Genomic DNA, 13284 nt, shown 5'->3' with positions numbered 1-13284 from the left:
TTTATTTGAAAGGAAACTTTTAAGGTCACTCTTTGTGCCTGATAAAAAATGGCGAAAACAAGAAGAACCTCAATTGAGGTTCTTCTTGTGATATTTGTGGGACAGCAGTGAGCTTTAAGCTCCTTTTCTGATGTCGCTCGCTTGAGCAGTTTAAGGTTTCATTGAGTTTTGAATAAATTGTGCAGCGGTGTCGTTATACCAGCTGCATTGATTGTTCAAAGTTTCAATCTCTTCAATAGCCAGTTTGCGCTCTGCTTCAGTTAATGTAATGCTTAATTTGTCCTTTTGTTCTTGAATGTACTGCGCTAGGCTGTATTCAACTCCTTTCAGATAACGCCCAGCACCATAGTAGTTCCCCTTATATTCTGCTGCGCCATAAGTTGCGTCTGCATCTGTACCGTCATCGGATTCTAAGTAGGCAATGGTGTCTTTATAGGTTTTCTTAAAGATATGCGTGTCATTTTGAGCAAAACGTGCCGCATAACCATCAAAAGCGAATTTTTCGTCACTCTTGTCACTGGTATAGAGATATAGATTTTCTTGATTATTGCTGTGAATACTATTTTGTAAGCAATATGCACCCGCAGGGAAAGTTAGATCTTTGATTGAATTATAATAAGCAAGGCGCTGTGCCGAAATATTTGAAATTGAATTATTTGCAATGTCCCATTGATCTCTGGACTCCAGTGTAGCCAAGGCATTTTTGCCGCTGAGGTCAATTTTTTTGAAATTTGTGGTAAATACAAGACCGGTTGAGCCAACAGGAGAATAAGGCTTATGTGTAAACACTAAATTGCTTAAAGATCCTGTCCCTATTAAATATCCATATTGGGAATTTTTTGGTCCTAACTCTTGATAAACACCATCTTGAGTAACAAATATGTCATTGTCTGGTGTAGGCGAGTCATCTTGAACATATACATTGCCCTGATCAAGAGTGATTATGTTATGAACAAATTCAATGGGTTCATTGACTGCATAGCCAGCTTCAATTTCAAAATAGTGCCATTGTTGAAAATCTTTATTTTCTTCGGCAGAGCCAGAATCTGTACCTTGATAAGTACTGTCTGAACCGCCGCCACCGCAGCCAACCAAAGTTAGTGCTGTTATAATTGATAAGCTCAGATATTTAAGCTTCATGATGAAACACCCCCGTTATTATTAATTAAAAATTTAAGTTTTTTGATAAAAGATAAAAAACGAAGTCGATGATTAATTATTCATCTAATAATGTAAATGACTTATTGTTACTTCAAGAAATATTAACAAAATCATTATTTTAAATTTAACTAAAGATTTAATTTAATTGATTAATAATAGTTTATAATCAAACTCGATTTAAAGTGCATTAAGCCACCAAAGTACACCGATCAAAACAGCCATATGCAGAATTTGTACAGGTGCAAAATAAAGTGCAAATTTTAAGCCTCCGCTGATGGCTGCATTAATGCATTTAGAAATGGCATGCGCAGCCAGACCTAACATCATTGCATAGAGTAAACTGCTATTTGTCGGTTCACCTTGAACAACCACAGCGGCCGCAGCGGCATGAATTTCAAACAGTGAAGCCAGGAGTGTACCTGCAATTAAACCGGAATCGCCCAGTAAAAGTTCCAAGCCATGCACGCCTGCCTGAATGACCGTGAGCGTTCCGGCAATAATCGCTGCTTCTTTTAAGCTAAACATGGCACTGTCGACAGGCTCTGTGTCTTCCACAGGTTCAGCTTTACGTAAAAGCCAGTAAGCGCAAAGTGCCAAAATGGTGAGGGCAATGAGCGAAGGCAAGATCAGCAGCTTTAGCCAGGTTAAGGAAACACCGCCTACCACAATAAATAAAAGCAGCAAAGTGGATATACATGACATTAGTGCTGCTCCGGCATTGGATCGAGCATCGGCCCCCTCATTACGTACCTGTATGCCTAAATGTGCAATCGTGGCCGTACTGGAAACAAATCCGGAAGCAATGGAAGAAAGCATGAGTGCTTTCTTGCTCGAAAGTAAACGTTTGGCCACGTGAGCCAATGCTTGCACCACAAGAATCAGGGTAAGCAGTTTTAAAATGATATGCGGATTAAGCACATTGCCCCATAAAGGCGTATCGGGGGTCAGCGGCAAGGCGATTAAGATCAGGGCCAGTAAAAATACGCCATCTTTAAGTTCTGTTCCGGTAATCCATTTTCCGGCAATCCCATGCATGGAATGTTTCATCATTAAAATGAAGGTCAGTACCACAGAGAGACTGGCAGCCAGCGTAATATTCCAGACACACAACGCACCAATGAAATAAGTCATGACAAAAGCCAGTTCGGTGGTGACTCCGGGGTCTTGCAGCTGGTTCTTCAGTGAAAAGATACCGATACCGCCCACAATCAGTGCGCCAATCACGCCAAAGATATCGCCAAAAGCAAAACACAAGGCACCCAATAAAGCGCAGATTGCAAATGAACGAACCCCGGCAAAACTATGCTGATTTTCACGCTGCTTGCTACGTTCGCGTTCCAGACCAATTAGCAAGCCACAGCCCAATGCTGCTGCCATAACCATCAGCAAGTCTTGAAATGATGTACTTTGAAGGGGCAGATTCAGCATATTATTCACAGGGAAAATCCAATTATTGGTTTATGCACAGTCAGCTGCTGAATTAAACAGCACATTCAGCATTATTGGCTATAAATATCCGAAAGTAAAAACATAATACAAATGAAAACAGGCTATAGTTTATTTTGCGGTAAACGCTCATATCGATCAGTTTAGAAAAAGATAGGGGGATATTTTTTTCTAAAACGGGCTGAAGAGAGATGACCTTGAGTTTGCTATAGTGTGTGAATGTTTTGGGGCATATAACAATGAAATTTAATTTTGAAATGGATACCTCCTGGTGTCTGGAACAATTACAAAAAGATGGACGTATTACCGAGCGCAACAAGCTGCTGATTCAAACCACACACCGTCAGCGTGAGCAACTGAAATGGCATCCGCTACAATGGATTGCACATTTTAATCTGGTCGATCAGGCACATCCACAATCGACCTTAACCTTAAACCGCTTGTGCCAGTGGATTGCAGACAAAGCCCAGATTCCTTTTTATATTATTGATCCCTTGAAAGCTGATGTTGGCGCTTTGACCAATATCATGTCGCAGGAATTTGCCCTGCGCAATAAAATTCTGGCCGTCGAAATTCAGCCGGATAAAGTCCTGATTGCTACCGATCAACCCTTTAAAACGGAATGGGTGGCCAATCTCGAACACACGATTGCCCCGAAAAAAATTCAGCGGGTACTGCTTAGTCCGGATCAGTTGCAGCGCTATCTGGTGGAATATTATCAGGTCAGCCGTGCCGTTAATTCGTCGCAAAAATCCAGTGCCTATGACCGGGATAACAAAGGTGTAGAAGCACTGCTGCAACTCGGAGATACCCAAAATCCGGATGCCAATGATCAGCACATTGTAAAGCTGGTGGACTGGGTATTGCAGTTCGCTTTTGAGCAAGGGGCGAGTGATATTCATCTTGAGCCGCGTAAAGATACCGGCAAGGTGCGTTTCCGAATTGATGGGGTGTTACATACCATTTATAAAATGCCCGCCAATACGCTGACTGCAGTGATCTCGCGGATTAAGATTCTGGGCCGCATGAATGTGGCGGAAAAACGCAAACCGCAAGATGGCCGTTTAAAAACCCGTACGCCTAAAGGGCAGGAAACCGAGCTGCGTCTATCTACCTTGCCGACGGCCTTTGGCGAAAAAATGGTGATGCGTATTTTTGATCCGGAAGTGTTGGTGCGCAGTTTTCAGCAGCTGGGTTTTGAAGGCGGATTACTGAATGACTGGCAGGCTTTAACTGCACACAGTCACGGCATTATTTTAGTCACCGGTCCGACAGGTTCAGGCAAGACCACCACGCTGTATTCGTCGCTGAAACAGCTGGCAACTGAAGAAGTCAATGTCTGTACCATCGAAGATCCGATCGAGATGCTGGAACCGAGCTTTAACCAGATGCAGGTGAATCTAGGGATTGATTTAGGTTTTGCCGATGGGGTGCGTGCGCTGATGCGTCAGGACCCGGACATCATTATGGTCGGCGAGATTCGTGATCAGGATACCGCCAATATGGCCATTCAGGCCGCATTAACCGGTCACCTGGTCTTATCCACCTTGCATACCAATGATGCACCCTCGAGTCTGACCCGACTGCATGATTTGGGAGTACAGCCCTTTTTAACATCAGCCACGATTTTAGGGGTGCTGGCACAGCGTCTGGTACGTAAGCTTTGCCCGCATTGCAAACAGGAAACCTTTATTAATGAAACGGAGTGGAAGCATTTAACCTTTGATTATGCATTGCAAATGCCAAACTTCGTGTTTAAGGCGGTGGGATGTGAGGCATGTCGCCAGACGGGCTATAAAGGGCGGGTTGGCATTTATGAATTTATGCCTTTAAGCCTTGCGACCAAACAGCTGATTGGTGCAGATGCAACTTTAAACCAGCTGCGTGATCAGGCGAAAAAAGAGGGAATAGAGCCGCTACGTATCGCGGGCGCACGCAAAGTGCTGGCTGGCATGACCACTTTGGAAGAAGTATTACGCGTTGTCCCACTGAATTGAAATATTGTTTAAAAATGAGCAAATCTTAAGATTCACCTCATCTTGATTTGTTTTAATCATGCTATCGAAATGAGCAACAACTTAACGAGGGTTTGAACATGAACATGATTTCTAAAGCAGCTTTAGTGACCGCTTTGGTCGGTACAACAACATTCGCCGTGGCAAATACGGCAGTCAATCAGGCTGCAATTGCACCACAAAAAACCACTACGGTTAAACAGGCTTTGACTTTAAAAGATGACAGCAAGGTACAGCTTAAAGGCTATGTGGTAAAAGCAGTCGGGGATGAAAAATACCAGTTCCGTGACAATACCGGCAGCATTACCGTCGATATTGACGATGAGTTATGGCAAGGTAAACCGGTAAATGCCAAAACTCCAGTAACAATCATTGGTGAAGTCGACATCGATTACAAACCGGCTAAACGCGTTGAAATTGATGTGGATGCGGTTCAATTCTGATCCGGTCTATTCAACGACACAGATCATCAGTTTGAGTTGCTATCTCTTGCAAATAGTGTCTCTTATGAAAACCACATGATTGGCTCATGTGGTTTTTTTAATGCAAACAGCTGTTTAAAGCGTGCTATTTTAAAATCACAAAATACAGAATACCTGAGAACCCGACATGCGAATCTTACTGGCAGAAGATGATGTATCCCAAGCAGAAAGCATCAAAACATGGCTGGAAATGGATGGCTACAATATCGACTGGGTGGAGCGCGGCGATCATGCCATTTTAGCGATTGAACAGCATCAGTATGACTGTATCCTGCTTGATCGCGGGCTACCCAAAGCCACTGGCGATGAAATTCTTAAAGCTTTGTGTGCGCATCATCAACAGATCCCTGTGATTTTTATCACCGCGCGGGACAGTATTCATGACCGTGTTGAAGGGCTGGATTTGGGGGCCAATGATTATCTGGTCAAACCGTTTAGTCTGGAGGAGCTTTCTGCGCGTGTCCGTTCGCAGTTGCGGCAACATCAAAGCAATGCCGGACAATATCTGCGCTATGCAAATTTAGTCCTCGATCCACAGGCCAAAACGCTGATTCAGGATGGAAAGACCATCAACCTAACTGCCAAAGAATTTCAGATTTTACATAAACTGATGCAAAAGCCGGAGCATGTGATTACCCGTGAACAGCTGGAAGAATCACTCTATGCCTGGGGTGATGAAATAGAAAGCAATGCCATAGAAGTGTTTATCTATCAATTGCGTAAAAAGATTGGCAGCCAGTATATTAAAACCATCCGTGGTTTGGGCTATCGCATGAGTCAGGGTTAGTATGTTAAAAGCCATTTCTCTACAAACCAGGTTAATCAAGACCTCATTATTCAGTTCCATGTTGGCCGGGGTTTTGGCCTTGCTGCTTTTTACGGGGATTTCCCTGTACCAGACTATGCAGCTGCAAGACCAGCTCATGGATGAAATTGCCGACATGCTGCTGATTCCGGATATAAGCACGAGTTCAGGGCAACAGGTGGATGAACTCAGTGATGAATTTGATATTCAATACCAGTTAAAAGATCAGCAACAGGTGTTGAGTGAATCGAATAATTTTCATTTGGACAACCCATCTTCTAAGCTCCCAAATCACGTATCTGAAGGCTACAGTTTTATTTGGCAAGATTGGCAATTATGGCGGATTTACACTACTGAAGATGCTGAGCTGAATATGTCGGTATGGGTCTTGCAGCCCATAGCTGAACGCTTTAAAGATCTGGCTCAAAATGTCATGGGCTATGGCCTGATTTTAATTGTGCTCTGGTTGATTCAATGGCTGATTTTACACTTCGCGGTAAAACGCCAGTTTAAAGTTATTCATCAATTGTCCAGAGAAATTTCAGCTAAAAGTGCGGATGATCTTGCCCCGATTCATCAGCAGGTGCCTGAATTAAAAGAATTGCAGCCGATGGTATGGCAGCTGAACCAGTTATTACAGCGGCTTGAATACTCTCTGGTGGCAGAACAGCGCTTTACTGCGGACGCCTCGCATGAATTGCGTTCACCCTTATCGGCCATCCAGATGCGATTGCAGGTACTGAAACGTAAATATCCGGAACTCGGCCAGGACTTGGCGAGTATTCAAAATGATGTCAACCGTGGCACACAGGTGTTAGAAAACTTGTTGTTGCTGGCACGGCTGGACCCGGCCCATATCGCTCAATTGCCCAAGTCTGAAATGGATGTGAGCAGGGTCATCAACGAGGTCATGCAAGCCTTGCAACCCTTTGCTGCCGAGAAAAATATTCAAATCGAGAAGCAGTTCGCGGAACATCTGGTGATTACTGGCAATGAAAAACTCATTTTCAGTTGCCTGCGCAATCTGCTGGACAATGCCATCCGTTATGCCGGGAAAAATGGTCGCGTGTTTATGAATATGCAGCAAAAGCAGCAACGGCTCAGCATTAGCATTGAAGATGATGGACAGGGGGTGACGGAAGAAGTCTTGCAACGACTGGGTGAGCGCTTTTATCGGGCATTGGGTACCAAAACCCAAGGTTCAGGACTGGGACTGTCCATCTGTAAAAAGATTATCGAATTACATGCGGGTGAAATTCATTTTTCCCGATCGGCACATGGCGGATTAAAAGTGGAGCTGCAATTTCCATTGCCTAGCTAGCATTAAAAAGCAGCATGTTTGCGCGCATACTGCTTGTTTCCACGTTTATTATTGTTGAGTGAATTATTTTTATTTGGTCAGGATCAGACGATTGTTACGGGTTAAACGTAGACGATATTCTTCTCCGGCATGCATAATCCGAATTTCTCGCCCCAGAGCAAACAGGTTGTTCGAGTGCAACATGGGAAGTGAGTGAGCATTGTCATGATTACGGGTAAATAGGCTAAATGGTGCGTTCATTCCGTCGATTCCGTGGTATGTATTGAATGTTTTAAATGATAATCATTATCGAATGGACCTGTCAATGGATGATTTAAGATTTTATAAAAAACTTAAATTTGCTTACACTCTGTAATATTTTCAGGCTGAGGAACAGGGAATGTTTAAACCCGTAATTGATGTTGCCATTGCAATTTTACTGCATCAAAACAACGTGCTGGTGGGCTGGCGTGAAGCGAAACAGCATCAGGGCAATAAACATGAATTTCCGGGAGGAAAAGTGGAAGAGGGCGAAACGCCCTTAGCGGCATGCCGCCGTGAAATTTATGAAGAAGTGGGCATTGGTCTGCATGACTGGCATGCCTTTGATGTGATTGTTCATGAATATGATGATGTAATTGTCAAGCTGCATTTATTTCATGCCATTGTACCGACTGCTTTATTGAATGAGATTCAACAGCCCTGGACCTGGTACAGCCGTGAAGAATTGTTGAATCTCAATTTCCCTCAAGCCAATCAAGCCATAATTCAGCGCCTGTATTGGCCCCATCAGATTAAAATCTCAGCGCAGCTGGATGACCTGGCGCAATTAAAACAGGATCAGTTGTTGTATTGGCGTGTCGGGGGAACTCAGCAGCAGCTCACGGAATTGGCTGAACTCAGTGTGGAGCATTTGGCGAAGTTAATTGTCAATGTCGATATTTTTCAGCAATTAAACTCGACTCAGCAGCAAGCCATTTCCGCCATTCATTTAAGACAGCCACAACTGATGGCATTAAAGCCGGGCGATTTACATTTGGGTAAACGTACCATTGCAGCATGTCATGATCTGGCCTCAATGCAACAGGCACAGCAGATCGGGTGTGATGCACTCCTGCTGAGTCCGGTATTGCCTACAGCCACCCATCCAGAGGCTGTGGCATTGGGATGGGAACAATTCAAGTGCTGGGTTTCACAGGTCGATCTACCTGTTTTTGCCTTGGGCGGCATGCAGCCGGGTGATCTTGCGGGCGCTCAAGAGCAGGGTGCCTATGGCATTGCAGGGATGCGCTTTTTATAAAAACGAAGAGCATGTATTTGAGGATATCAGTTCAACATATCCTCAGGTTTATAAGCCTTTCAGGGCTTTTTGCGCCTGTTGAATGGTTTTTTGATCTTTTTGCTGTTGTGCAGCTTTTAAAATGACCTGCCAAAGCTGTTTCTTCATGGGATTGGTTTGTGCATAACTAAGCCCGCGTTGCGCCAGAGCTTTGGCATTTGCCGGCTGATTCTTTTTTTGGGCAATTAATGCCAGATACAAGAAGGTTTCAGCGGATTGCGGCGCAAGGCGCTGTGCCTGCAATGCCGCAGCTTCTACTTCATTCCATTTTCCCTGCTTATAGGCGAGCTGGGTTTTTTGCATGAGCTTTTGAAATGCAGGCAGCTGGCGGCCATCTTCAAACTGCTGTTTGCTGTGTTGCTCAGGAACAATCACCTGCATTTTTTTACGCTGAATTTCTTCACGCTCATAAGGAGTGATGACCACCCCCGAAGGGGTTTTAATGTCCGGCTTTTCTGCCGGAGCTGGTTTCGGTGGCTGTTTGCTTTCGGGTGCAGGCAGGCTTTGACAGCCCACCAAGCCAATCAAGCTCAGGGCAATGAGCCTGTATTTATGCCGTTTAAATTGCCCGTTCATGCTTCACTGTCACCCTTAATTGTTATAACTACCACTTGAAATGACCTGATTCGTAGAATCCTCGTTCTGCGTTTCAGTCTCACTTTCACGAATATAGTTACCAATACTATCGTTTTGATCGACAGGTGCCTGATTGTTTTCAGTATCAGGATTGTAAGCAGGTTCTACCTGATAGTTCGGTAAACCGCAGGCAGTGGCCTGTCGTGGCATACTACTGCGAAGTAAGGGAATGTACATGGCACCTTCACAACCTTGCGCAGATAAATATCCACTAGAACGGTCAATCCATTGCCATTGCACATTTTCGGTCTGACGCAGGTTAACCGGTTTCTGACGCAACTGTTTCATGACATTAATCCAGACAGGAAGCGCACCTGAAGAACCGGTTAGGCCAGTCACCTTGTTATTATCCAGACCCAGCCAGACCACACTCAGATAATTACCTGAATAGCCTGCAAACCAGGAGTCACGGGTATCATTGGTGGTGCCCGATTTGCCTGCCAGTTTCAGGTCGGTAGGGAAAGCGCTATAAGCGGCACGTCCCGTACCCGAGCTCATGACTTGCTGTAAACCATAATTCAGAATATAGGCCGCAGAAGCATCGATGGTTTGTTGTGGCGTCAGGCCATAACGATCGAGCAGGCGTCCATTGGAATCAACCACCGAGCGAATGGACTTGATAGGATATTTGAAACCGCCAGTTGCAAAATTGCCGTAAATACTCATCACTTCCATCGGTGACATATCAATCGCCCCCAGAAAGATCGACGGATAGTTTGGAATATTGGCAGTCACGCCAAATTTTTTCAGGTGATTGCTAAAGGTCGAAATTCCAAATTCCTGACCTAAACGTACGGCAGCCAGGTTGTAGGAGTTCGCCAGCGCTTCGGACATAGGAACAATACCATGCTCGCCCCCACTGTAATTTCTAGGCGTCCAGTTTTTACCTTCGCTATAAATGTTCAGGGCACTGTCTTCAACCGGTGTAGCCCAGTTATAACGGCCAGATTCAATCGCACTTAAATAAATCACCGGTTTAAGCAAGGAGCCAACCTGACGTTTTGCGTCCAGTGCACGGTTAAATCCGGTAAAATCCTGAGTAGAACCTAAAGCTGCAACCAGTTCACCATTTTCAGGATGAGAGATCAAAACAGCGCCTTGCAAATCTTTTAAACGTTTGGGATTGGCATTGGCTAAACCGGAAACTGAAGCTTTAAATGCTTCCTGGACTTTGGTTTGGGCAATTGGATCCAGTGTGGTAAAGATTTTTAACCCTTGATTGGTCAGATCGCCTTCCTGATATTCGGTGCGTAGCTGTCGACGTACAATATCCATGAAATCTGGGAAGCGGGCAGGTCCCAAGGTGGGTTTTGCAATCACATTTAATGGTCGTGCAACTTCTTTTTCAAACTGCTCCTGAGTCAGATAGCCCATCACCAGCATATTGTTTAACACGATATCGCGGCGTTTTTTTGCGCCTTCCGGATTTTTCCACGGATTAAACAGGGAAGGCCCTTGCACCAGACCGACTAAATAAGCCTGCTGTGCAATATTCAGTTCGCGTAGCGGCAAGCCGAAATAAAACTGTGAAGCCAGACCATAGCCATTAATGGAATAATTGCCATTTTGCCCTAGGTTCACTTCATTTAAATACGCTTCCAGAATTTCATCTTTGTCATAATGAAGCTCGATCAGCATGGCCATGAGGGCTTCATTGACTTTACGTTTTAAGGTTCTTTCCGGACTTAAATAGAAATTCTTGACCAGCTGCTGGGTCAGGGTAGACCCGCCCTGACGTTTGCCACCGGTGATATTGCTGACTACAGCACGCGCTGTACCCCGTAACGATATACCATGATGATGATAAAAGTTACGGTCTTCCGTTGAGATCAGGGCTTCAATGAGTGGTTTTGGAACACTATTGAGCTTGATCAGCACACGGTCTTCATTGTGCTGTGGATAAATTCCGCCAATCAATAAAGGTTCTAAACGTGCAATGCCGGTAGAAGAAGGCTTGGTTGCACTGACTTCACCAATCTGATTATTGTTAAAGGTAACTTTTAAGACCTGCTCGGGTTCAACGCTGTCACCAAAGTCAAAGCCGCGGGTATGCACATACAGGGCATCACCGGAGCTTACATAACTGCCGGATTGAGTATAGCTGTCAGAACTTTTATAGCCCAGAAGTTTGAGTTCCTGAGTGAAGTCTGTCTGGTTGACCGGTGCATTGGTATAAATTTCCAAAGGACGGGCAAAAACCTTTGCCGGAATATCCCAGCGCTGTCCTTCAAATTTATTGCGTACAATATTGTCCATTCGGATTAAATAGACACTAAAAACCAAGAAGACGCCAATGACTAATATTGAAAAAATAAGGGCCAGTAAACCGATCCCGCGTTCAGACTTCATCAATGATTATAAGATCCAAATAAATTGTGCTAATCATGCGAAGCTTTTCATTTTTTTGCAATAATTAATCTGTGAATGAAGAGAAAATATACCAACAAGCTGTATAAAATATTTGTAATGAGTCTTTGATTTTATGAAGGATATTATTTCAAGTATGAAAACCGTATTTGCAAATAATATGTGCATATTAAAGCAAGTCAACTGTGTTAAGCATCTAAGTTGTTCCAATAAAAGAAATTTTGTAAATCGGGTGACTTTTACTATAAAATACCATGCTGATTTTAGTCGTGCCAGCATACCCAATCAAGTGATCTGCAAAGCGGAGAAAAATCCGGCTGAGTCATTGAATTCACTAGATTGTCAGTGCAATCTGAACTTAAAGTTTTTTAAAATGAACAGGGTTAATGCTATGATAGGCAGGAATCGTAGCGGAGCGATGACCCAGGTGCAAATTTCACATAAAACTTTTCGGAACATTGGATTAATAGGCCGTCCAGATAAATCCTCCGTCGTGGAAACTTTAAGTCTTATTCATGACCATCTTTTAAGTTTAGGTTTACATCCGGTTTTTGATTCGGAAACAGCCGCTTTAGTCCCTTATAGCAATACTCAAACGGTAAGCCGCAGTTTACTGGGTGAAGTGGTGGATCTGGTGATTGTAGTGGGCGGTGATGGCTCTTTGCTACATGCAGCACGTGCCCTGGTCAGACATAATACCCCTGTTATTGGGGTAAACCGTGGTCGTCTGGGTTTTTTAACCGATATCAAGCCGACCGAGGTTATTTTTAAGCTGGACCAGGTGCTCAAAGGCGAATTTCAGCTCGACCGCCGTTTCTTGCTGGAAATGGAAATCCGCTCCAAGGGCGAAAGCATTTATGATGCGATTGCCTTGAATGATGTGGTGCTGCATTCAGGAAAATCGGTGCATATGATTGACTTTGAACTGAATATTGATGGTCAATATGTCTATCGTCAGCATAGTGACGGTTTGATTGTTTCAACGCCTACCGGTTCTACGGCATATGCGCTTTCTGGTGGTGGACCGATTGTTCATCCGAGTATGGATGCCATCTCTTTGGTGCCGATGCACCCGCATACCTTGTCTTCACGCCCGATTGTGGTCGGTGGACATAGTGAAATTAAGATTATCATTCGTGAAAACCGTGTATTGCCGATGGTTAGTGCCGATGGTCAACACAGCGTTTCACTCAGTGTCGGGGATAGTTTGCATATCCGCAAACATCCATTTAAATTGAATCTCCTTCATCCACCTGGTTATGATTTCTATATTGCTTGTCGTACCAAGCTGGGCTGGAACCAAGATTTTGACTCTTTTCAACAGCAGGATTAAATGATGAATATTGAACAAATGCTGGCCGTACTCGATCCTGAAATTGTTGCGCGTTTAAAGACAGCAGTGGAAATTGGTAAATGGCCAAATGGCGTAGCGCTGACCACAGAGCAACGTCAAATCTGTATGCAGGCGGTGTATGCCTGGGAAATGAAAAACTTGCCTGAAACTGAGCGTAGTGGCTATATTGACCGCGGTACCAAAGAAGAAGATGAACACTGCGATTCCCATGATCCAAAGCAGGATGAAGAGTTTAAGCCGATTCGTTTTGTTTAAATATTTATTTGTACTTAGATTAGCATTTGAAGTGCAACACCATGTTGTTGCCATAATACCTGACTCGGACTTTTAAAGCCGAGTCTTTTTCTTGGGCGATGATTCAAACGTTGAGTGATTTCTG

General features: G+C 44.1%; 12 protein-coding genes and 1 pseudogene. 7 read left to right on the top strand and 6 right to left on the bottom strand.

Features of this window, described 5'->3' with window-relative positions; all coding sequences use genetic code 11:
- Nucleotides 1–150 precede the first annotated feature (150 nt).
- Both ACPUEY_RS13460 and ACPUEY_RS13455 read right to left on the bottom strand, forming a co-directional pair.
- Nucleotides 151–1140, bottom strand: coding sequence for a hypothetical protein (locus ACPUEY_RS13460; protein ID WP_425122394.1), 990 nt, complete (start codon nt 1138–1140; stop codon nt 151–153).
- Nucleotides 1141–1338: 198 nt separating this feature from the next.
- Nucleotides 1339–2589 carry an MgtC/SapB family protein gene (locus tag ACPUEY_RS13455; RefSeq protein ID WP_092818519.1) on the bottom strand — a complete coding sequence of 417 codons (1251 nt, stop codon included), beginning with the start codon at nt 2587–2589 and terminating at the stop codon, nt 1339–1341.
- 257 nt (nt 2590–2846) lie between these two features.
- Between ACPUEY_RS13455 and ACPUEY_RS13450 the strand changes: the two genes are divergently transcribed.
- The 4 genes from ACPUEY_RS13450 to ACPUEY_RS13435 all read left to right on the top strand — a co-directional run bounded on the left by ACPUEY_RS13450 (nt 2847) and on the right by ACPUEY_RS13435 (nt 7230).
- Nucleotides 2847–4604 carry a GspE/PulE family protein gene (locus ACPUEY_RS13450; RefSeq protein ID WP_425122393.1) on the top strand — a complete coding sequence of 586 codons (1758 nt, stop codon included), beginning with the start codon at nt 2847–2849 and terminating at the stop codon, nt 4602–4604.
- A gap of 98 nt (nt 4605–4702) precedes the next feature.
- On the top strand, nt 4703–5065 hold the full coding sequence (locus ACPUEY_RS13445) for a NirD/YgiW/YdeI family stress tolerance protein (RefSeq protein WP_425122392.1): 363 nt from the start codon (nt 4703–4705) through the stop codon (nt 5063–5065).
- Nucleotides 5066–5231: 166 nt separating this feature from the next.
- On the top strand, nt 5232–5891 hold the full coding sequence (locus ACPUEY_RS13440) for a response regulator transcription factor (protein ID WP_425122390.1): 660 nt from the start codon (nt 5232–5234) through the stop codon (nt 5889–5891).
- A 1-nt stretch (nt 5892) separates the two neighbouring features.
- The gene (locus ACPUEY_RS13435) at nt 5893–7230 is read left to right on the top strand and encodes a sensor histidine kinase (RefSeq protein ID WP_425122389.1); all 1338 of its coding nucleotides are present in this window, start codon (nt 5893–5895) and stop codon (nt 7228–7230) included.
- A gap of 69 nt (nt 7231–7299) precedes the next feature.
- Here ACPUEY_RS13435 and hemP read toward each other — a convergent pair whose 3' ends face one another.
- Nucleotides 7300–7470, bottom strand: a complete 171-nt coding sequence (gene hemP / locus ACPUEY_RS13430) for a hemin uptake protein HemP (RefSeq protein WP_092818514.1) — start codon at nt 7468–7470, stop codon at nt 7300–7302.
- A 139-nt stretch (nt 7471–7609) separates the two neighbouring features.
- On the opposite strand from hemP, the gene ACPUEY_RS13425 reads away from it, so the two are divergent.
- The gene (locus tag ACPUEY_RS13425) at nt 7610–8509 is read left to right on the top strand and encodes a thiamine phosphate synthase (RefSeq protein ID WP_425122388.1); all 900 of its coding nucleotides are present in this window, start codon (nt 7610–7612) and stop codon (nt 8507–8509) included.
- Nucleotides 8510–8557: 48 nt separating this feature from the next.
- On the opposite strand, the gene ACPUEY_RS13420 is transcribed toward ACPUEY_RS13425, so the two are convergent.
- Together ACPUEY_RS13420 and mrcB are read right to left on the bottom strand one after the other, a co-directional pair.
- Nucleotides 8558–9124, bottom strand: a complete 567-nt coding sequence (locus ACPUEY_RS13420) for a tetratricopeptide repeat protein (RefSeq protein ID WP_425122387.1) — start codon at nt 9122–9124, stop codon at nt 8558–8560.
- A 15-nt stretch (nt 9125–9139) separates the two neighbouring features.
- A complete protein-coding gene (gene mrcB / locus ACPUEY_RS13415; RefSeq protein ID WP_425122395.1) occupies nt 9140–11533 on the bottom strand; it encodes a penicillin-binding protein 1B in 2394 nt (797 codons plus the stop codon).
- Nucleotides 11534–11942: 409 nt separating this feature from the next.
- Here mrcB and ACPUEY_RS13410 point away from each other — a divergent pair, with 409 nt between their 5' ends.
- Together ACPUEY_RS13410 and ACPUEY_RS13405 are read left to right on the top strand one after the other, a co-directional pair.
- Nucleotides 11943–12884 carry an NAD(+) kinase gene (locus tag ACPUEY_RS13410; RefSeq protein ID WP_131274617.1) on the top strand — a complete coding sequence of 314 codons (942 nt, stop codon included), beginning with the start codon at nt 11943–11945 and terminating at the stop codon, nt 12882–12884.
- Between the two features lie 3 nt (nt 12885–12887).
- Nucleotides 12888–13160 carry a YeaC family protein gene (locus ACPUEY_RS13405; protein ID WP_092818954.1) on the top strand — a complete coding sequence of 91 codons (273 nt, stop codon included), beginning with the start codon at nt 12888–12890 and terminating at the stop codon, nt 13158–13160.
- 14 nt (nt 13161–13174) lie between these two features.
- Here ACPUEY_RS13405 and ACPUEY_RS13400 read toward each other — a convergent pair.
- Nucleotides 13175–13284, bottom strand: a pseudogene (locus tag ACPUEY_RS13400) (IS30 family transposase); the annotation flags it as partial.

The sequence above is a fragment of the Acinetobacter sp. G11 genome (assembly GCF_049808495.1).
In the GTDB taxonomy this organism is placed as follows: Bacteria; Pseudomonadota; Gammaproteobacteria; order Pseudomonadales; family Moraxellaceae; genus Acinetobacter; species Acinetobacter kookii.
The sequence above is the reverse complement of the archived record's forward strand: the minus strand, read 5'-3'. Positions and strand labels throughout refer to the sequence as shown.

Coding starts and splice junctions, on each gene's coding strand:
- ACPUEY_RS13460 (WP_425122394.1), bottom strand. CDS start 1,140: ATGAAGCTTAAATATCTGAGCTTATCAATTATAACAGCACTAACTTTG.
- ACPUEY_RS13455 (WP_092818519.1), bottom strand. CDS start 2,589: ATGCTGAATCTGCCCCTTCAAAGTACATCATTTCAAGACTTGCTGATG.
- ACPUEY_RS13450 (WP_425122393.1), top strand. CDS start 2,847: ATGAAATTTAATTTTGAAATGGATACCTCCTGGTGTCTGGAACAATTA.
- ACPUEY_RS13445 (WP_425122392.1), top strand. CDS start 4,703: ATGAACATGATTTCTAAAGCAGCTTTAGTGACCGCTTTGGTCGGTACA.
- ACPUEY_RS13440 (WP_425122390.1), top strand. CDS start 5,232: ATGCGAATCTTACTGGCAGAAGATGATGTATCCCAAGCAGAAAGCATC.
- ACPUEY_RS13435 (WP_425122389.1), top strand. CDS start 5,893: ATGTTAAAAGCCATTTCTCTACAAACCAGGTTAATCAAGACCTCATTA.
- hemP (WP_092818514.1), bottom strand. CDS start 7,470: ATGAACGCACCATTTAGCCTATTTACCCGTAATCATGACAATGCTCAC.
- ACPUEY_RS13425 (WP_425122388.1), top strand. CDS start 7,610: ATGTTTAAACCCGTAATTGATGTTGCCATTGCAATTTTACTGCATCAA.
- ACPUEY_RS13420 (WP_425122387.1), bottom strand. CDS start 9,124: ATGAACGGGCAATTTAAACGGCATAAATACAGGCTCATTGCCCTGAGC.
- mrcB (WP_425122395.1), bottom strand. CDS start 11,533: ATGAAGTCTGAACGCGGGATCGGTTTACTGGCCCTTATTTTTTCAATA.
- ACPUEY_RS13410 (WP_131274617.1), top strand. CDS start 11,943: ATGATAGGCAGGAATCGTAGCGGAGCGATGACCCAGGTGCAAATTTCA.
- ACPUEY_RS13405 (WP_092818954.1), top strand. CDS start 12,888: ATGAATATTGAACAAATGCTGGCCGTACTCGATCCTGAAATTGTTGCG.